This is a genomic window from Vibrio harveyi (assembly GCF_030060435.1).
In the GTDB taxonomy this organism is placed as follows: Bacteria; Pseudomonadota; Gammaproteobacteria; order Enterobacterales; family Vibrionaceae; genus Vibrio; species Vibrio harveyi.
This window is the reverse complement of record NZ_CP125875.1, coordinates 1,128,608-1,146,854: the sequence shown is the minus strand read 5'-3', so window position 1 is coordinate 1,146,854 and position 18,247 is coordinate 1,128,608. Positions and strand designations below refer to the sequence as shown.

General features: G+C 44.6%; 19 protein-coding genes. 11 read left to right on the top strand and 8 right to left on the bottom strand.

Annotation, left to right across the window (positions count from 1 at the left end; translation table 11 throughout):
• The first annotated feature begins 7 nt into the window (after positions 1-7).
• The 4 genes from QMY49_RS05980 to QMY49_RS05965 all read left to right on the top strand — a co-directional run bounded on the left by QMY49_RS05980 (position 8) and on the right by QMY49_RS05965 (position 4,170).
• Positions 8-1,009: a 4-hydroxyproline epimerase gene (locus tag QMY49_RS05980; RefSeq protein ID WP_283313402.1), complete on the top strand. Its 1,002-nt coding sequence runs from the start codon at positions 8-10 to the stop codon at positions 1,007-1,009.
• Between the two features lie 18 nt (positions 1,010-1,027).
• Positions 1,028-2,560, top strand: coding sequence for an aldehyde dehydrogenase (NADP(+)) (locus QMY49_RS05975; RefSeq protein WP_283313400.1), 1,533 nt, complete (start codon positions 1,028-1,030; stop codon positions 2,558-2,560).
• A 140-nt stretch (positions 2,561-2,700) separates the two neighbouring features.
• Positions 2,701-3,375, top strand: a complete 675-nt coding sequence (locus QMY49_RS05970; protein WP_005439897.1) for a GntR family transcriptional regulator — start codon at positions 2,701-2,703, stop codon at positions 3,373-3,375.
• Between the two features lie 27 nt (positions 3,376-3,402).
• On the top strand, positions 3,403-4,170 hold the full coding sequence (locus tag QMY49_RS05965; protein ID WP_009697395.1) for a hypothetical protein: 768 nt from the start codon (positions 3,403-3,405) through the stop codon (positions 4,168-4,170).
• A 111-nt stretch (positions 4,171-4,281) separates the two neighbouring features.
• Here the strand turns inward: QMY49_RS05965 and QMY49_RS05960 are convergent, their stop codons facing one another.
• From QMY49_RS05960 to QMY49_RS05945, 4 genes are all read right to left on the bottom strand, one after another.
• Positions 4,282-5,403, bottom strand: coding sequence for a GGDEF domain-containing protein (locus QMY49_RS05960; RefSeq protein WP_017190301.1), 1,122 nt, complete (start codon positions 5,401-5,403; stop codon positions 4,282-4,284).
• A 195-nt stretch (positions 5,404-5,598) separates the two neighbouring features.
• Positions 5,599-6,774, bottom strand: coding sequence for a 23S rRNA (adenine(1618)-N(6))-methyltransferase RlmF (gene rlmF, locus QMY49_RS05955; RefSeq protein ID WP_283313393.1), 1,176 nt, complete (start codon positions 6,772-6,774; stop codon positions 5,599-5,601).
• Positions 6,761-7,276, bottom strand: coding sequence for a M48 metallopeptidase family protein (locus tag QMY49_RS05950; protein ID WP_005528224.1), 516 nt, complete (start codon positions 7,274-7,276; stop codon positions 6,761-6,763). The genes rlmF and QMY49_RS05950 overlap by 14 nt, the downstream gene beginning before the upstream one ends.
• Before the next feature lie 196 nt (positions 7,277-7,472).
• Positions 7,473-7,943 carry a type II secretion system protein gene (locus QMY49_RS05945; RefSeq protein ID WP_053052268.1) on the bottom strand — a complete coding sequence of 157 codons (471 nt, stop codon included), beginning with the start codon at positions 7,941-7,943 and terminating at the stop codon, positions 7,473-7,475.
• Positions 7,944-8,214: 271 nt separating this feature from the next.
• Here QMY49_RS05945 and QMY49_RS05940 point away from each other — a divergent pair, with 271 nt between their 5' ends.
• The 4 genes from QMY49_RS05940 to QMY49_RS05925 all read left to right on the top strand — a co-directional run bounded on the left by QMY49_RS05940 (position 8,215) and on the right by QMY49_RS05925 (position 11,978).
• The gene (locus QMY49_RS05940; protein WP_283313387.1) at positions 8,215-8,442 is read left to right on the top strand and encodes a glutaredoxin family protein; all 228 of its coding nucleotides are present in this window, start codon (positions 8,215-8,217) and stop codon (positions 8,440-8,442) included.
• 285 nt (positions 8,443-8,727) lie between these two features.
• A complete protein-coding gene (locus QMY49_RS05935; protein WP_256893509.1) occupies positions 8,728-9,834 on the top strand; it encodes an HlyD family secretion protein in 1,107 nt (368 codons plus the stop codon).
• The gene (locus QMY49_RS05930; protein WP_283313385.1) at positions 9,824-10,825 is read left to right on the top strand and encodes a DUF2955 domain-containing protein; all 1,002 of its coding nucleotides are present in this window, start codon (positions 9,824-9,826) and stop codon (positions 10,823-10,825) included. The genes QMY49_RS05935 and QMY49_RS05930 overlap by 11 nt, the downstream gene beginning before the upstream one ends.
• Before the next feature lie 133 nt (positions 10,826-10,958).
• Positions 10,959-11,978 carry an FUSC family protein gene (locus QMY49_RS05925; RefSeq protein WP_283313384.1) on the top strand — a complete coding sequence of 340 codons (1,020 nt, stop codon included), beginning with the start codon at positions 10,959-10,961 and terminating at the stop codon, positions 11,976-11,978.
• 66 nt (positions 11,979-12,044) lie between these two features.
• On the opposite strand, the gene QMY49_RS05920 is transcribed toward QMY49_RS05925, so the two are convergent.
• Positions 12,045-12,914, bottom strand: a complete 870-nt coding sequence (locus QMY49_RS05920; protein WP_283313382.1) for a LysR family transcriptional regulator — start codon at positions 12,912-12,914, stop codon at positions 12,045-12,047.
• A 112-nt stretch (positions 12,915-13,026) separates the two neighbouring features.
• On the opposite strand from QMY49_RS05920, the gene QMY49_RS05915 reads away from it, so the two are divergent.
• The 3 genes from QMY49_RS05915 to QMY49_RS05905 all read left to right on the top strand — a co-directional run bounded on the left by QMY49_RS05915 (position 13,027) and on the right by QMY49_RS05905 (position 15,586).
• The gene (locus QMY49_RS05915) at positions 13,027-14,238 is read left to right on the top strand and encodes an MFS transporter (protein WP_017190306.1); all 1,212 of its coding nucleotides are present in this window, start codon (positions 13,027-13,029) and stop codon (positions 14,236-14,238) included.
• Between the two features lie 82 nt (positions 14,239-14,320).
• Positions 14,321-14,902 (top strand): DUF1415 domain-containing protein, encoded by a 582-nt coding sequence (locus QMY49_RS05910; RefSeq protein ID WP_258455538.1) that lies wholly within the window; start codon positions 14,321-14,323, stop codon positions 14,900-14,902.
• Between the two features lie 108 nt (positions 14,903-15,010).
• The gene (locus QMY49_RS05905; protein ID WP_005445519.1) at positions 15,011-15,586 is read left to right on the top strand and encodes a nucleoside triphosphate pyrophosphohydrolase family protein; all 576 of its coding nucleotides are present in this window, start codon (positions 15,011-15,013) and stop codon (positions 15,584-15,586) included.
• Positions 15,587-15,676: 90 nt separating this feature from the next.
• Here the strand turns inward: QMY49_RS05905 and QMY49_RS05900 are convergent, their stop codons facing one another.
• The 3 genes from QMY49_RS05900 to QMY49_RS05890 form a co-directional block, all read right to left on the bottom strand.
• Positions 15,677-16,450 carry a nucleotidyltransferase domain-containing protein gene (locus tag QMY49_RS05900; protein WP_050904317.1) on the bottom strand — a complete coding sequence of 258 codons (774 nt, stop codon included), beginning with the start codon at positions 16,448-16,450 and terminating at the stop codon, positions 15,677-15,679.
• Between the two features lie 360 nt (positions 16,451-16,810).
• The gene (locus QMY49_RS05895; protein WP_017818016.1) at positions 16,811-17,254 is read right to left on the bottom strand and encodes a P-loop nucleotide/nucleoside kinase family protein; all 444 of its coding nucleotides are present in this window, start codon (positions 17,252-17,254) and stop codon (positions 16,811-16,813) included.
• Between the two features lie 547 nt (positions 17,255-17,801).
• The gene (locus QMY49_RS05890) at positions 17,802-18,218 is read right to left on the bottom strand and encodes a lysozyme inhibitor LprI family protein (RefSeq protein ID WP_009697380.1); all 417 of its coding nucleotides are present in this window, start codon (positions 18,216-18,218) and stop codon (positions 17,802-17,804) included.
• Between the last annotated feature and the right edge of the window lie 29 nt (positions 18,219-18,247).

Here is an 18,247-nt window from a genome sequence, read left to right as displayed (position 1 = left end):
GCGAAAAATGAGACAAGGAACCTTTTTCTGTATCGATGCCCACACCTGTGGCAACCCTGTCCGATTAGTGGCGGGCGGTGTTCCTCCGCTTAAGGGCAATACCATGAGTGAGAAGCGCCAATATTTCTTGGAACACTATGATTGGATTCGTCAGGCATTGATGTTTGAACCTCGTGGTCACTCCATGATGTCAGGTTCCGTCGTTTTACCGCCTTGCAGTGACAATGCTGATGCCTCGATTTTGTTTATCGAAACAAGCGGATGCTTACCTATGTGTGGGCACGGCACGATAGGCACGGTCACCACGGCAATTGAGAATCGGCTGATCACACCAAAGGAAGAAGGTCGTTTGATCCTTGACGTCCCTGCTGGACAAATCGAAGTGCATTACCAAACAAAAGGTGACAAGGTCACGTCAGTTAAGATCTTTAACGTTCCTGCTTACCTTGCTCACCAAGATGTCACCGTTGAAGTAGAAGGACTGGGAGAAATCACTGTCGATGTTTCTTATGGAGGCAACTACTACGTGATTGTCGACCCACAAACCAACTATGCCGGTCTTGAGCACTACTCACCTGATGAGGTTTTGATGCTCTCCCCCCGAGTACGTGAAGCGGTTTCAAAAGCGGTGGAATGTGTTCACCCAGACGACCCTACTGTGTGTGGCGTCTCTCACGTACTTTGGACAGGTAGCCCTACTCATGAAAACGCAACCGCTCGCAACGCGGTGTTTTATGGCGACAAAGCCCTTGACCGCTCCCCTTGCGGCACAGGCACCAGTGCCCGTATGGCGCAGTGGCATGCCAAAGGCAAACTCAAACAAGGTGAGGACTTTGTCCACGAGAGTATTATCGGCAGCCTGTTTAACGGACGTATTGAAGGCGTCACTGAAGTGAACGGGCGAGCAGCTATTTTGCCTAGCATCGAAGGTTGGGCGCAAGTATATGGACACAACACCATTTGGGTGGATGACGAAGACCCATACGCGTATGGATTTGAAGTGAAATAAGGACAGTAAGGAATCACAATGAACCCGCAAACCGACAACGTTTTTTACGCGACCAACGCCTTTACCGGTGAGGCGCTCCCGTTAGCTTTTCCTGTTCATACGGAAGTTGAGGTCAATCAAGCCGCAACTGCAGCGGCAAAAGTCGCGCGCGATTTTCGCCGCTTAAGTAACAGTAAGCGTGCTAGCCTGCTTCGCACGATTGCCAGTGAATTAGAAGCAAGAAGCGATGACATTATCGCCCGAGCCCATTTAGAAACGGCGCTTCCCGAAGTACGCCTGACAGGAGAAATCGCTCGCACAGCGAATCAACTTCGCTTATTCGCTGACGTAGTTAATTCTGGCAGTTATCACCAAGTCATTCTTGATACGCCAGATCCAACTCGTGCCCCGTTACCTAAGCCAGATATTCGTCGCCAACAAATTGCACTTGGTCCTGTCGCGGTATTTGGTGCATCCAACTTCCCGTTGGCTTTCTCTGCTGCTGGTGGAGATACTGCTTCTGCCTTCGCAGCAGGTTGCCCGGTGATTGTAAAAGGTCATACTGCGCACCCAGGTACAAGCCAAATCGTTGCAGAGTGTATCGAGCAAGCGCTGAAACAAGAGCAGTTACCACAAGCGATTTTCACCTTGCTGCAAGGAAATCAGCGTGCTTTAGGACAAGCTCTGGTCAGCCATCCTGAAATTAAAGCGGTGGGCTTTACTGGATCGGTTGGTGGTGGACGCGCCCTGTTCAACCTAGTGCAGCAGCGACCTGAGCCAATCCCGTTCTATGGTGAACTTGGTGCGATTAACCCGACGTTTATTTTCCCTTCTGCAATGAGAGCCAAAGCCGACTTAGCGGATCAATTTGTTGCCTCAATGACCATGGGCTGTGGACAATTTTGTACGAAACCTGGCGTAGTGTTTGCGCTGAACACACCGGAAACACAAGCGTTTATCGAAACCGCGCAAGCCCTTATTCGACAACAATCTCCTTCTACTCTACTTACTCCCGGAATCCGTGATAGTTACCAATCACAGGTCATCAGCCGAGGCTCTGACGACGGAATTGACGTCACTTTTTCTCAAGCGGAGTCCCCTTGTGTTGCCTCGGCTCTCTTTGTTACAAGCAGTAAAAACTGGCGCAAACATCCTGCGTGGGAAGAAGAGATTTTTGGTCCACAATCGTTGATCGTCGTTTGTGAAGATGTGGCAGATATGCTTTCGCTCAGTGAAACGCTGGCAGGATCGCTAACCGCGACAATTCATGCAATGGAAGAAGATTACCCACAAGTATCGCAGCTCATCCCTCGTTTGGAAGAGATTGCCGGACGATTGGTATTTAATGGCTGGCCGACAGGCGTAGAAGTTGGTTATGCCATGGTGCATGGCGGTCCTTATCCTGCATCGACCCATTCGGCTTCGACTTCTGTTGGTGCGGAAGCCATTCACCGTTGGCTACGTCCGGTGGCTTATCAAGCGTTACCAGAAAGCTTACTGCCCGATTCGTTAAAAGCAGAAAATCCATTGGAGATCCCGCGCGCAGTAGATGGCAAAGCAGCTCACAGTTAAGTCATTGGCTCAAAAAGGCACCAGTTGGTGCCTTTTATTTCACGCCACATCTCAAAACCTTCGCTTGCAGTTGGCTTAATCCAGAAAAACAATAAACTAAAGAAATTGGATACAATATTTATTTTTGACGGGAGACTTCAATGTCACAAAAACCTGTTTTTAAGACCCGCACTCAACTGGTTGAGGAAGCGATTCGAACTCAGATCCTTAAGGGCGAGTTAAAAACTGGTCAACCTTTACGTCAGGACGCGTTGGCAAAAGAGTTTAATGTTAGCCGTATTCCCGTTCGTGAAGCGTTAGTACAATTGGAAGCACAAGGATTAGTGAGCTTTGAGCCTCATAAAGGGGCAACAGTAACCGAGCTCTCTCCAGATAAAATCGACGAGTTGTTCGAACTGCGCGCCGTAGTGGAATGCCACATTTTAGAGCGTGCGATTCAGAACATGACTGACGAAGATCTCGAACGTGCACGTGAAGTCCGTGAACGTTTTGAAGCAGTAGTTAACAGCGGCGATGAAGTAGAAGAATGGAGCAACTACAACTACGAATTCCATAAAGCGCTGTATGCCCCAGCAAACATGCCAGAAACCATGGATGTGATTTACAGCCTCAACACTAAGTGCGACCGCTACATTCGCATGCAACTGCTGTTCACGACGGGCATTCAAAAGGCAGAGCAAGAGCATTTGACCTTGTTCGAAATGTGTCAAAACCGCGATGTGGACGGCGCTAAGTATCTGCTGAAAAAACACATTTTGGAAGCTGGCACCGCCATTCGTAACTTGTTGTTGGAACAACAGAACACATCAAAATAAGCTCAGCAGTTAAGGTGGTGTTAAGAAATGAATGTCGGACCTAAATTTCTATTAGCGGCGCTGCGACAAAAGATCAAAGATGAGGGGCTGTGCTACAGCTCTTTGTCGGAGAAAAGCGGTATTCCGTTGTCGAGCATCAAACGCCACCTTCATAATCCTTCTTTGGGCTTGGATAAAATCCTTGTCTATCTCAACTATTTAAACACCGATCTTATTGAACTAGCCAACCTCGCCAATCAGCTTCAGCATGAGAACGAACAAATGCTGACTGAAGAGCAAAGCGCGTTATTTCTTGAACACCCCTACCTTCTCGACTTTATCTATATGGTGACGTCTCGTAACCTTGCTCCGAAGGATATTGCAAAAACCTATCAGCTATCAGAAACCAGTCTGCGTTTTTATCTGCGCATCGCGGAAATGCTAGGTTATGTTGAAGATTTTGGTGATGGGCTGTTCTACCGTTCTGGGCGACGCTTTTTGATGGAAGAAGGCTCTGAACTCGACTCATTATTCCGTGAACGCTTCCAAAAAGAATCCTTATCTCACGAGGTAAATCCGGGGATTTGTGTCGGTCGTATTCGTTTGACCAACGCACAACGCCAACAACTAGAAGAAGAAGTTTACAACAAGCTGGTTAAGCTCAATGCGATCAATACTTCTAATGATGATGGTGAACTCACCAACGTATTAATGCGTTGTACTCCTGGAGCACAAATTTTCTTCTCTGACGGACTGCCTGACATTGACGGCGACCTATTAAAATATGTCGCACAACTCACCAATAAAAAAAATTAATATGATTATTATTGAACTTCAATCGATTTTATATTGATTTTCAATTTAATATTAATTATCGAATTTAAAATCGACAACTAGCTACTTTTAATTCACCGCAGTTAATATCGTTTATATCTCGTCTGCGATGACAATATTTCGACCATTGAGTTTTGCTTTATATAAGCACTGGTCTGCTTTATCTAAGTAATAACGAATATCCAAATTCGGTTCTGGACACTGAGTGAACACACCAATTGAACTGGTTAATATGTGACTTTGAGCACTGGTTTCACAAATAATAGAAAGCTCGGCTGTAGCTTTTCTAAACGCCTCTGCGCGGTTGATTGAGGTTTTATGTTCAGACCCTACAATCACAACTAGAAACTCTTCCCCACCAATTCTAAACACGATGTCATCGAGGTCATTAAAGTGAGCAGACAACAATGCGCCTACTTTGGTGATCGCTTCATCCCCTTTTAGATGACCAAACTGATCATTTAGTTGTTTAAAGTAATCTAAATCAATGGATACAAAGCTGACGAGTTGGTTAGTGTCTTGTGCTTTATTAAGAATATCTGGCGTCATGATATTGAAGTATCGGCGATTGTACAGACCCGATAATTCATCAGTAATAGCGAGTTCTTGCAGCTTTTTATTGAGACATCTCAATTCTTTCTCAGCAACAAAGCGACGATGCTTTTCTCTCACTAATTCAATAGATTGACTTGATACCTCAAAATACATTTTAAGTACAGTATCGGCGACCAAGCCATTGATACCTTGCAAAGTGTCGACAGCATTCACTTTCGCCGTCTCTAAAGAGTCACTCGACTCTAACTCTCTTACTGCCACGCTCATTTTTTTATCGTCGCCAATAATATGGAACACGAGCCAACGCACTAAGAACTGTAGGATGTGCTCAATAGATTCTTGCCAGTTGAGATCTTTCGACTCCGCTTGGATTTTTATGACTTCATCAACAAAAGAGGCATGGCTCTTCTTATGCTCATCATTCCAAATATCATCAGAAAAGTATTCATTCCATACACTTTCTTCATATGAAAAGTGATATTGAGCATAGTCTTTTAACTCACTAAATACGCCGTCTACTTCAATCTGGTCATCATAAATCAACGTATTAGCTAATTTATTCACCAATAAAAATAGATGGTAATGTTGTTCATCAATCTTTTTCATCCCTGTCTCAAAATTGTGATTCCAAGGGAAGATGATCAGTTCGTTATCGGACATCGCTGGGCATATATAAATATTATTTCTTTACTGGATAGTACCCCATGTTATTTTAACTTGATAGCCCTACCATATAATTTGACATAAAGAGAAAATAAACTTGTTATAATTATTAAATTAATGAATTTCTTGTTAAAAAATAGCACCAACAAAGTGGTGCTATTTTTTAATTATTTGAACAGCTTTGCTGGATAACTACTTTAATTCAATCCACGCTTTACGCTGCGATTTGTCCATGTAGGACCAAGCGATAAAACGGCTGACTTTTTGTCCTTGGCTCATTTCCACGATTCGGATCGCTTTTACACCCAACTTTTCAAGTTGTTTGCGCATCGGACGAACATTGTCTTTCTTTGAGATTAACGTGGTAAACCAGAGCACTTGTGCACTGAATGCTTGGCTTTCGTTCGCCATCTTACGGATGAAAGCAGCTTCACCACCTTCACACCATAGCTCAGCATTTTGCCCACCAAAGTTAAGCGCGGGTTTATTGGCTTTTACTTGAGGCGTTTTCGCTTGATTAGCTTGAACCTTCACACCCTTCTTACGCTGATTCGCTTTTAAGTTATCTAGCTTACGCTGACTGCCCATCGCCGCTTCTTCAGCTGAACGGTGAAATGGCGGGTTACAAGTCGTAATATCGTAGCGATCGTTTGGTTGGATAATACCACGGTAAATATTGGACTCGCTGGTTTGTTGTACCAGTTCGATCTTACCGTTTAACGAGGCATTACGCTCTGTGATTGCTCGTGCTGATTCAATCGATGTTGCGTCAACATCGCTACCAGTGTAATGCCATCCATATTGAGTCACACCTACGATTGGGTAAATACAGTTTGCCCCTACACCCACATCAAGTGCTCGCACCTTATGGTGTGCGTATTTGACTTTTACTTCACTATCAAGCAACTCTGCTACGCGATGAACGTAATCCGCACGCCCAGGAATGGGCGGACATAAGTAAGTATCAGGAATATCCCAGTATTCAATATCATAATGCGCCGCCAGCAATGCTTTATTGAGCATCTTGACGGCTTTTGGATCAGAGAAGTTGATTGAGTCTTCCCCTTTCGGGTTCTTTATCACAAATGATTTGAGCTGAGGCTCTGCTGTGATTAGCTTTTTGAAATCGTAGCGACCTCGATGTGCATTACGTTCATGCAATCCACTTTTGGCAGTTTTGATCACTTCCACATCGCTGCTTTTGTTCGCGGCGTTAGTTTTCAGACCAGTGCTTTTTGCCGCACTCGCAGCTTTTGCTGTTGGTTTATTTTTCACACGCTTTGGTTTGATCTTGGTGACTTCTTTGCTCGGCTTAGACTTCGCCGTTTTTGGCTGAGCTTGTTTCGCGTTGTGATTATTGGTCTTCATTCGAATTCGCTTTTAAATCGAGGTAAATCATAAACAGACGAGCATCAAATTCGAGTTGATGATACTCAGGTTCCATATAACAGCACAGTTGGTAAAAGGCTTTGTCGTGGTTTTTCTCACGCGTGTGTGCCAGCTCATGTACCACCAGCATGCGTAGTAACGCTTCAGGTGCATCTTTAAACACGTTCGCAATGCGAATCTCATTTTTCGATTTCAGCTTGCCACCATGGTTACGACTTATCACGCTATGCAAACCAAGCGCATTGTTTACAGCGTGAATTTTCTTATCGTAGACCACTTTGCTAATTGGCGCGGCTTTCTTCATGTAGCGATTTTTGATCGCTATTGCGTATTCGTAGAGTGCCTTTTCGCTTTTGATTTGGTGTCTATCTGGGTAGCGTTTTTCGAACCAAGGTACCAGTTTACCACTGTCGACGAGTGAACTGACTTGCTCGACAATGTTCTGCGGATAACCTTGAATATATCGAAGTGACGGATGCATGCGTATTAAGTCTGCTATGACAAAAGAAAGGCGCTAAATATACCTGAGATGAGCAAGAGTTTCATCTTAGGTTATAACCAATCTGATTGTTCACAGTACCTACGCAGCTTTTGCAGTCATATTGAGGAGAGTTTAAAAAGGGGTTACTTGTTGGATAGGAGCATCTCAAGCCCCTACCCAACCTAGAAGGTCGCTATTAGCTATCTACGCTGACATCCCCTGTACCGGATTTATATGTCACAGCACCGTGTTGTAAATCTGCATAAGAGCAAGTGGCTTCATTACGATCAAAAGTCGTCTTCAATTCACCTTTTTTGGCATCAGCCCCTTTCGCTCTAATGCCATTAACCGCAGTGTTCCAGATATCCATACATTGCTCGACATCTGTCGCTGTTGGGTATTCAAACGACTGAGTGTTGCCATCTTCTGTGGTAAAGAATGATAGTTCTGTACCGTCAACAATCAAGGTATCGGGTTCACCCTCAATTTTATGTTTGCCTGCAATAATCCCAATACTAGCAAGCAACGCACCTGCGTAACCTTCCAGAGTTGCATCTCGCGCATCATCTTGAAGATTTAAAAATCTCGGAGCTGCGGTAACCGCCAAAATACCGAGTAGTACAATAACCACAACCATCTCAATTAAAGTGAAGCCTTTATTTCTCATGTTTTTCTCCGTCGTTATATCGGCTTCCTGCCTGTCTAACTTTCCTTTTTATTGGTTTGTAAATGAATAGCGTTCTGTAATTATTTTAGTGTACTTTATACTATTAAACTATACCAGCATGCGTACCTTATTTTTAAAATCAATTCGATATTGTGGCTACTCTTACGTTGATAGATAGCAGGCATTTGTAATGCGGTGTAGTTCCGCAAGCTTTCCTTTGTTGCGAAACCTCGCTAAACTTCGCCTCCCGACGATAATGGAGAGAAATTGAATGAAACGTGTCGTTCTTTACGTCAAAGACAATTGCCCGCACTGCAAAGATGCTCAACGTTATCTTGATTCGAAAAATATTAACTACCGCTTGTGCAATGCAAAAATGCAACGCGGACGCAAAGAGCTCGATGCACTGGGGGCTCGTTCTGTACCTGTACTGAAGATTGGCGATCGAGTCATGATTGGCTGGAATCCAAAGAACTTTGAAAAAATGTACAGCAACTAAGTGACATATTAATCAATTTGTTTGATCACTTAGTCACGTTATCTCTACCCTAAAGAGCTTCTCCAAAGAGAGGCTCTTTTTCTATCTGCCCGCCCTATTTCTTTGTCTGTCGCTCTTATTCAAACCACTACTCTGCAAAATTTCCGAATGTCGCATAATGGCAATTTTTACTTCCTTACACATTGTATTTTAACGCTCAAACGAACTGGTCTCAGTTTAATTCGCGCCTAGCTTGCGTCGATGGAGAACTCTGACCATCTTTCTTCATCATTAGCGAGTGTTTATATGTCAGAGACAGCAGCAGAAAACCAAGTAAGCCAGACGCCGAAACCGGTTAATAAGGTCAAGCGCACAACCAATGCATTATTGGCACTCACTATGGTGTCCATTGGTACAGCGATAGTGGCAGATCGCATCATTCCGACAACCGATAATGTCCGTGTGGAAGGCAATGTCGTCTCATTGATCCCACAAGTTTCTGGCCAAGTAGACAGCATCAGCATTAAACCAAATACCGAAGTCAAAAAAGGCGATGTGCTACTGCAAATCAATACCACCGATCACCAGATTGCGGTCAAGCAAGCAGAAGCAAAGCTCAAGATCGCAGGACAGAATGTTGGCTCGCAAATGGCAGGTGTGATGTCAGCACAAGCTCAATTGACCACCGCGCTCGTGGCACAAGAAAATGCTAAACGCCAAGGGCAACGAGTTTTAGCCATGGCAGAAAAAGGCGTGGTTTCAAAATCAGATGCAGATACAACTCGCGCAGCCATTGATAAAGCGAATGCCGATGTCGTTAACGCCAAAGCGAACCTAGAAAAAGCAAAAGCTCAGGTGGGAGCGGCAGGTGAAGAGAACGCTCAGATCCAATCGGCTTTGCTAGAACTGCAACAAGCGCAACTGAACTTATCACGCACGACAATGCGAGCACCTTCTGATGGCGCTGTGACCAATTTTAATTTGTCGCAAGGTGCTTATGCCACGGCAGGTTCTCCCTTGATGACGTTTGTTGAAAGCGACGGTTTATGGCTTGAAGCCTTCTTCCGCGAAAACAGCATGGGCAACATTAACGCCGGAGATAAAGTTGAAATTGCACTCGATTATGCTCCCGGACAAACCTTCTCTGGCACAGTATCTTCCGTAGATTTAGGGGTTGCATGGGGCGCGAATAATCAGCCAGGCACCTTAGCCACCGTGAAAAATCAAAATGGTTGGCTGCGCGATACACAACGTATGCCCGTGACCATTAAGCTCGATGATAAACATGCGGCTGACTTCATGCGCATCGGTGGACAAGCAGATGTGGTGATCTACACAGAGAGCAACGCTCTATTTAACTTTCTGGGTAAGGTTTGGATCAATCTAGTGAGCGTGTTCTCTTATGTTAGATAGTCTGACTCAAGCACAAGAACGTCGAATACTGCGCTATGTTGTCACCGTAGGTTTGGCTACTTTTATCGCGTTATGGTTTAACTGGCCTTTGGCATTTTGTACGCCTCTTTTGACGGCAAAATTCATCGTCGATAAACCCCAGTTTCATATCCTGCATATCAAACAACTTGGCTATGCGTTGATCTCCACCGCGGTCATTGGCTTTTTGGTATCGAGCGGCTTGCCAGAGTACAAAATAGGTTTTCTGGCTGTACTGTCGTTGGGCATGTTGTGGAGCTATTACCTATTTACCGATCCAAAATGGGTAATGTTTGCCACTTTCTTGATGATTGCCCTGATTTTGATTCCATCGGTTACCATTGTAGACAAGCAAGCCGCGTTAGACGTGGGCATCGGTTTTGCGTTTTCTGGTATCGTCGCCGTAGCGCTTTACGGGGTGTCGCATGTTTACTTCCCAGAAGAGGATGCGACTGAATTTGCTGGCTTCCCTCCCTCCCCTCTAACTCAAGGAGTTCGTTGGAATGCTGCGATTCGAGCTTGGATGATGTCGTTTCCCTTGGTTTGTTTTTATTTCTATTTCCAACTGTCACAAATATTACTCACCGTTGCGTTTGTCATGCTGCTTTCTCTGATGGCAACCAGCGACAAAGCGGGCAAAACATCATTGTTTTTTGTTATCAGTAATGTGTTAGGAGGACTACTCGCTTTCGCCGCTTTCGTTACCATTTCTCTGGTGCCAAATATGTACATCTACATGCTAGTGATGTTGGTGGTTATTACGTTACTTGGGACCAAGATTTACACCGAGCCCGCCAAAGCCCCAGTCTACGCCACTGCATTTACGGGCTTTATGGTGTTAATGGGTACCTCCATGAGCAGCGGTGCGCTAGACGATAAGTTTTACGTTCGGATATGGCAGTTAGTGTTGGTCGTTGCCTACATGGTATTTGTGACCTATTTCTTCGAATCTCGCGACAAGAAGACCGCGTAGTCGCATTAAGCTTGGGCACTTTATGCTGCTCAAGCTTTCATCACTATTGTCGTAAACTGGCAATGAATATTTCATTAAATTGGTAATCTCATACCTTCCATATTGTTATTCACTGAAGGATGGGAAATACGCCATGCTCGATTCACTCGCTCAAAAATTCATCCCGCCAAAGCCTTACCTTGTGCTAGGCAACCGCATGTTTTTGCTTTCTATCGTGCTGCTTATCATCAGTGCGTATTTTTATGATGTCGGAGAAGCTTTTGTGGCGGTGGAAGTGGGAATCATCCACTACCTATACAATCTCAAATTCAGTACGACAAAAGACACCCTACTAGGTAGCCTCCATCCTTTGGTCATGACATTAGTTGCGGTACCACTTTCCATGGTGCCTATCACTTATGCGCCTTTTACTAGTGCGCTGTTTGCCTTCTTACTCGTCATAACAGAGCGCGATAAACACCACCAAGGAGTACCAAAGTACATTCTGCCGCTGACGTTTATGTTGTTATCGATGATGATGCCGGTAGATATCCCAGCCACAGAACTTATGCTTCAACGTTCAGTATCGGTTGTGCTTGGCATCACTGTGGCGATCATTGCTAGTACGCTGGTTTGGAAAAACGCCAACACCCAGAATGGCTCGATGAGCACCACACATAAAATTAGTCGTGTTGATCTCAAGTACTCCAGCCGCAAAGCACTAGGGATTGGCTTGGTGCTGTCGTTAGGTATATGGGGTGGCACAGGAGCCGTTTTAGGCGCTTACCTATTTATGATGATCCATAGCCCGTTTAGCAAAGACTTAGCACCGAAAACTTGGCAACGTTTGAACGGAACCTTGCTTGGCGCATTAGTTTATTTGCCTGTGGGATTGCTATTGGGCTCGTTCAACTCCGACATCGCAATGACAATAACCATGTGGGTTTTGGTCATCGCTTCGCTTTACGGCATCCTTGTGTATCTCGAACACAACTACACCATTGCCACGGCTTGTATCATGCTGCTTATTCTTACTGTATCGGTAGGTCCTTTTAATCCGGAAATGGCAGAATTGATCTTTTCGCAGCGGGTATTGTTCACCGTAATCGGTGGCGCTGCCATGGTGGCTCTTGGGGTATTGATACCACTTAATGAGAAAGAGATAACTGCATAAAAAAGAAAAGCCTCCCAATTAAAGGGAGGCTTTCCATTGAACAGTTTGGTTTTAATTGGATGCAAATCAAACATACCGCTTCACAAAGTCAATGAAAGTACGGTCGGCAATGGATAGATAGCCTTGTTTTCGCCACGCGAGTGCAAGGTCGAGCTTAACGCTCGGTTCAAATGGAATACCCACCACACCCTGTTCATGTTGTGTCACCAGTTCTAGGAGAGCGGTAATAGCAAATTCTTGTTTAACGATACTCAGAATGAGCGGCAACAAGTTGGTTTCAAATGAGGACTTCATTGTAAAGCCATGCTCTTCGCTGATGTGGTCTAAGAATTCTCGGTGGAAGTAGCCATGTTGGAACATCACCAAATCATGCTCGAAAAACTGATCAAATGTGATGGCACTGCGCTGAGCTAAGTCATGTTCCGGAGCCACAACGGCGACCATTTGGCTAGTAAACAAATGGTCAGTTTCTAAGTCTTCTGGTACATCGTCACAACTGATCACGCCAATATCGAGCTGTCCATTAAGTAACATTCGGCGGATAGACTGAGTACCCGCCTCCACCAGCGTCAGCTTTAAATCTGGATACTGGCTCTTAAACGCCATGACAATTCGAGGGAAAAAATAGCTGCCCATCATTGAAGGCGTACCAAGGCGCACTTCCCCTTTGGCTAAACCTTTGAGTTCATCAATTGCTAACTGCGCATCGTGTAACTGCTGAATTACTCGCTTAGCGTGAACCAACAGGGTTTCCCCTTCTTTGGTTAAGCTGATTTTCTTTTCTTCTCGGCGAAACAGCGTCACGCCAAGAGACTGTTCGAACTTCTTAATTGAAATACTTAACGCTGGCTGAGCAATGTGCAAAGCCTTAGCTGCATGAGTAATGTTGCCGTGTTCCGCGACCGCCAAAAAGTGTTTGAGTTGTTTCGATTCCATTAGATCAAAAATATATACCAACCATATTTTTAATATATTTTTTCAATCCACAACTAACTGATAGATTGATCACAGTTTCTTTATATTTGCTCGCTCGCATTAGGCAGGACTCATGGTCAGTTTCGGTACTCCGGAATACAAACGCATTACGCTATCTCTGGCGCTCGGCTCATTTTTGGTTTTCTCGAACCTTTATCTCCTTCAGCCGATGCTGCCAAGCTTTGCGGCGCACTTTCAGATCTCGGAAACGCAGGTCAACTGGCTATTCGCCGCCACCACACTGGCTCTCTCCTTTAGCTTGGTCCCAATGGCTGTGCTCTCTGAGTCGATTGGGCGCAAACCTGTAATGATGTTTGGTCTGTTTTCGATCCCTGCGATCTCCGCATTAATGCTGCTTGGCGATTCGTTTTTGTTCTTAGTGGTTTGTCGCGCTTTGATCGGTGTTGCGCTTGCCGCGTTTGCAGCTGTTGCCGTTGCTTATATGGCGGAAGAGCTAGATAAACACGCATTTTCAATGGCGATCGGTACTTATATCGCAGCCAATTCATTGGGAGGGATCGCAGGGCGTATCAGCGGAGGTTTGTTGGCAGACAACTTCAGCATCGACGTCGCCATCGAAGTCATGATGCTATTCACCCTTATCGGTGTGGTCAGCGTGCATTACTTGCTGCCAAAACAGAAAAACTTCACCCCTTCTTCGAGCAGTTTAAGGCATCACAATCGAGCTATTATCGGACACTTCAAAAATCAACGTGTGTGGTTCGCTATGCTAATTGGCGGTTTGAACTTTGCCTTGTTCGTTAATCTTTATTCGGTAATGGGATTCCGCTTGGTTAGTGCACCACATAATGTGCCTGTCGGGTTAGCTTCTCTCATCTTTGTTTGCTATTTGGGTGGTACGTTTTCTTCCCGCTGTGCCGGACATTGGAGTAAACGCTTTTCACCGATACTTGGCATGTTTTTAGGCTCTATCGTCAGTATGGCTGGCATGTGGATCGCAGTAATTGAAAGCATACCTGCAATGTTGACAGGTTTGTTATTGATCAGCTTCGGTGCGTTCTTCACTCACACGCTCGCCTACGGTTGGGTTGGACAAAACGCAACACAAGCAAAAGCGACGGCGACCGCATTGTATCTCGTGCATTACTATATTGGCGGCAGTTTAGGTGGATTCCTATTGCTCTATTGTTGGCAAAACGGCGGTTGGTCGAGTGTACTCATCGGCGGTAGCACACTGTACATTGCCATGTTCGCTGCTATCGCATTCTTAAAACACATTACAGAGCGAATTGACGCTGGCGATAACGCAGATATAACTGCTTAGTAAGGCGTTAAGCCCTATTGATTTTATGTTGTGGTGTTGGTCTGCTATGCTTGCGCCACATTCATAAAAGCAAGAAAGTCGTATGCCAACGCGCTCAACACAAGAATCACCAAACACCGATATCAATGCGATCACAGAGCAAGTCGATCAGTGGCTCAATGATGTCGTGATCGGGTTAAATCTCTGCCCGTTCGCCGCTAAGCCACAGCGCAATAAACAAATCAAAATCTTCGTTAGTGAAGCCTCGCAAGAAGAAGCTCTACTTGAAGACATTTTGCTGCAACTGATCGAACTCAGTAATACCGAGCCGGAAAAACTGGAGACAACCTTGGTTGTGGTTCCAAACATGCTGCAAGATTTCTGGGATTACAACTTCTTCATTGATTGGGTTGAAGGTTTGATCAAACAGCAAGATTGGGAAGGCATTTTCCAAGTTGCCACCTTCCATCCTGATTACTGCTTTGGCGGTGCAGAACCAGAAGATGATGAAAACCTGACGAATCGCTCTCCATACCCAGTGTTTCATTTGATCCGTGAGGAGAGCATGGAAAAGGTACTTAAGCACTACCCTGCTCCAGAGTCCATTCCAGATACCAATATTGAACGTGTTTCAGCGCTTTCAGAGGAAGAACGTAAGAAGCTCTTCCCTTACCTATTTCGCTAAGACTCACTCCCCAAGAGACAGAATTCTAACCAGTTAGAATGGGATCGCTTGGGGATTAAAGTTCGGTTTGATATGATTGCAACTTCAATCGATTCAATGGACATTAGAATGCAACTGTCAAAGCTAACCCAAGAGATTTTTGATCACCTATACCGTGACATCACCGAGTTCCGTAGCACTTTCGACCTACCAGTGGCGGATGTTGCAAGCCTAGACGCACAAGCAGATACACTACACACTTCTCTTGCGATCGAAGAGCTTACTGAACTAGCGGAAGCGGATTGCAAAACCGAGCAAGCAGACGCAATCATTGACAGCGTTTACGTTCTAATGGGTCGTCTAGTACACCTTGGTGACAGCAAAGTTGAAGATAACCTAGCGATCAGCTATCTGATCGATCTACTGCTTAACGTAGCGGTGAACCGTGGTATCGACTTTATCCCTTGCTGGGACGAAGTACACTCAAGCAACATGAGCAAAGTGTGCCGTAACGAGCAAGAATACGCAGAAACAGAAGCGTTCTACGCTGAACAAGGCATCAAGCTGATGGCGGTTCAAAAAGGCGAATACATCATTGCGAAATGCGCAGAAGATTTTGTATCTGAAGGCAAAACGGTACGTAAAGGTAAGGTTCTAAAATCGGTTTACTACCGCCCTGCAGACCTTAAGCCGCTTACACAATAAGTCGTCGATTAGGTACAACAGATGAAATTCAGCGCCCACAATACTCGATATTGTGGGCGTTTTTTTATTCTGAGCGTTCTTGATAAACAATCAACTTTGCAAAGCCCTAGCATTGATGTATTGACTTAACCGCTGATAAAGTGCGATGGCATCTATTTTGGACGCTATGTTGCCTATTGCACATTGGTAAGCAAGATCAATATCTTGATGTTGATTTGGGTAGTATTTTCTCGCTACTTCGACACATTCAGGCAAGTTGATATACCAACTGCCGTCCTTCTCAGCGACAAAATAGTAGGCAGCTCTTATCAACTTCTTACCAATCACTTTTGCTACCGCTTTGTCACTCATTTGCGCAAAACGACCACTCATTTGCTCCAAAAAAACCGCGAGGTCACCATTGAGAGCTTCAGCGATTTCAAAGCTGGGTTTATGTGACACAAGCTCTTTTGATAAATCATTTCCCCAAATGCAGCAGCAACAGTGTTTGAGCCAAAATTGCCAATGGTATTTTTCTTTTGGGTCTAGAACACGATGACGCTCACCTGGGTCAATATCAAGTTTGCTTATTTGCGGATAAGCTTTGGGGATGCTTGAAGACAGTTTGTTGAATATGCCCAGTTCATTTTGACTCACCGGTGCGGTCAGTATTACGGAAACATCGAGATCTGAGTGCCCCAGCATTGCTGTGCCTCTGGGAACGCTGCCGTACAAGTAGATACCATCTATTTGTTTTGGAAGTTGCGTTATCAACTCACCAACAACGACCTCAACAACTGGTTGGAACTCTATTTGAATATTTTCTGGTGAACAGTCATTGCGGATAAAGCCCTGGGCATCGAGACCATTATCTCGCTTGTGCATGGCGAATCTCCATCATAAAAGGAATGCTAAATTCAAATACCAAGCTTTTCGACCAATTTGGCTAACGACGTTTCGATACTGTCTGTTGCCGTATCAATCTTGACGACTTCCGTCTTCCAAGCCTCGTGGTGACGAGCTTTTATACCCAAGTAACCTCGAGATGCTAGGTTCAGCGAGAATGACTTGGTTTGTAGACGCGGCGGCGATTTAAAGATCTAGTCATTCTAAATCAAGAATCGTCAACAAAGTATACAAGCCAAGACAGCTCGCCCTTTGGGAGCGTGTCATTGACCCGATTGCTGCGTCAAACAACTTGGAAAGAGCTAACTATTACACTGCGTTGTTTTCCTTGATCTCGAATCAATGACAACGCTCTGAATCCTGCATCTTGAAGTCACTTGGGTATACTTGTTGCCAATTCGGTAGCTGCAGGTTCTCAACTTCATTCTTACGAGAATCAACACGTTGTTTATGCTCATTCTCATCCGAGCAACTTATCTCTATGTTAACAAAGTGAGCGGACATGCTTGTTGCCACTTGCTGCCATTCATGCCGTGTAAGCTCTATGGGGTTACAAGAGTCAGCGATACAACTCAACCCAAGTTCAAGGTTATCTCGGATGATCCGGTAACTTAGCCGATAACCCTCACCTTCAACCTTGAAATGACACAAATCACGTAGACCTTGCTCTATAGTGTCGACGCGTACATACATCGCGCCAACTCTTGCGGCTAATAGCTTTGCTAACGTCGACTTACCAGACGCAGGAAGACCAGAAAAAATGTACAAGGTAGGAATCGTCAAATGAACTCCTTCTCTATTAAATCCCATAAGCTTGAAATACATGATTCAAAAGAATGATGCTAAAGAACATCAAAGCGACATGCCAAACATTCGTCACCATCAATGTACTCTGCGAACCAATAATGGCAATCTTCCAATTCTCGATAATTGACCAAAGTATATGATTTGGAAAACCGATATTGCAATACAATGAGCTTATTGCATTTTGGCGGCCAACTCGTTGTTTCAACAATTAAATTGTTGTTTTTCAGCTCAGATTTAAGGATCTCAGTTAGAAGGAGACTTTGGAACATACTATCGGTCCTCAAAAGAAGTGCTAGCTCTCCAACAAGAGAAGAAATTTACAGCTAAATTTACCCGCAAAATGCCCTACGATCAGGTTCTGAATCACATTTGCCCTCTCTGGCATAAAACACTTCCCATTTACTGCCTGAGTGGGTTAAACAGTATCTCTCATCCGCTATACCGTTTAGCGTGATAGAAGCCATGTTGAGGTTAAGTACGTTGACGCGTTTTAAAAAACGAATCTATCCGCGTTTAAGTAACACTACTCAACATTTGGTTCGGGTAAAACCGGTGGCGTACTATCCATGTAGGTTAAGAAGTTTTGCCAAATTTCGTGAGTTCTTTGTTGAGTTAATTGAGTTTCGCAGGAAATAGCCATCACGCCACGAATTGTCCCTTCACGCCACTGCGTATATACCGAATCACAATGCGACGTCACGTACGCTTGCCAATCTTTTTGTGCAACTTGAATCGCTTTAATCAGCTCAGGATCATAAGAATTATGTTCGAAACTCGTTTCCAAATACTTATTTAGTTGCTTTTGAGCAGCCTCTAACTCAATGGCTGCACACTGATTAATCTCTAGGGTACTGACCGCGTTATTACAATCTATCGCTTCTTCTTGAGCAAATGCCATAGATGACAAACTCGTTAGAGCCACAATCACGTATTTTTTCATTCCTTTCTCCAAGTCAACGCAAGTAAATT

Bases quoted from the DNA above. Each gene is read 5' to 3' on its own strand.
- QMY49_RS05930 (WP_283313385.1), top strand. From the start codon at position 9,824: ATGTTAGATAGTCTGACTCAAGCACAAGAACGTCGAATACTGCGCTAT.
- QMY49_RS05960 (WP_017190301.1), bottom strand. From the start codon at position 5,403: ATGTCCGATAACGAACTGATCATCTTCCCTTGGAATCACAATTTTGAG.
- QMY49_RS05925 (WP_283313384.1), top strand. From the start codon at position 10,959: ATGCTCGATTCACTCGCTCAAAAATTCATCCCGCCAAAGCCTTACCTT.
- QMY49_RS05975 (WP_283313400.1), top strand. From the start codon at position 1,028: ATGAACCCGCAAACCGACAACGTTTTTTACGCGACCAACGCCTTTACC.
- QMY49_RS05950 (WP_005528224.1), bottom strand. From the start codon at position 7,276: ATGCATCCGTCACTTCGATATATTCAAGGTTATCCGCAGAACATTGTC.
- QMY49_RS05900 (WP_050904317.1), bottom strand. From the start codon at position 16,450: ATGCACAAGCGAGATAATGGTCTCGATGCCCAGGGCTTTATCCGCAAT.
- QMY49_RS05920 (WP_283313382.1), bottom strand. From the start codon at position 12,914: ATGGAATCGAAACAACTCAAACACTTTTTGGCGGTCGCGGAACACGGC.
- QMY49_RS05945 (WP_053052268.1), bottom strand. From the start codon at position 7,943: ATGAGAAATAAAGGCTTCACTTTAATTGAGATGGTTGTGGTTATTGTA.
- QMY49_RS05940 (WP_283313387.1), top strand. From the start codon at position 8,215: ATGAAACGTGTCGTTCTTTACGTCAAAGACAATTGCCCGCACTGCAAA.
- QMY49_RS05970 (WP_005439897.1), top strand. From the start codon at position 2,701: ATGTCACAAAAACCTGTTTTTAAGACCCGCACTCAACTGGTTGAGGAA.
- QMY49_RS05910 (WP_258455538.1), top strand. From the start codon at position 14,321: ATGCCAACGCGCTCAACACAAGAATCACCAAACACCGATATCAATGCG.
- QMY49_RS05935 (WP_256893509.1), top strand. From the start codon at position 8,728: ATGTCAGAGACAGCAGCAGAAAACCAAGTAAGCCAGACGCCGAAACCG.
- QMY49_RS05980 (WP_283313402.1), top strand. From the start codon at position 8: ATGAGACAAGGAACCTTTTTCTGTATCGATGCCCACACCTGTGGCAAC.
- QMY49_RS05890 (WP_009697380.1), bottom strand. From the start codon at position 18,218: ATGAAAAAATACGTGATTGTGGCTCTAACGAGTTTGTCATCTATGGCA.
- QMY49_RS05965 (WP_009697395.1), top strand. From the start codon at position 3,403: ATGAATGTCGGACCTAAATTTCTATTAGCGGCGCTGCGACAAAAGATC.
- QMY49_RS05915 (WP_017190306.1), top strand. From the start codon at position 13,027: ATGGTCAGTTTCGGTACTCCGGAATACAAACGCATTACGCTATCTCTG.
- QMY49_RS05905 (WP_005445519.1), top strand. From the start codon at position 15,011: ATGCAACTGTCAAAGCTAACCCAAGAGATTTTTGATCACCTATACCGT.
- rlmF (WP_283313393.1), bottom strand. From the start codon at position 6,774: ATGAAGACCAATAATCACAACGCGAAACAAGCTCAGCCAAAAACGGCG.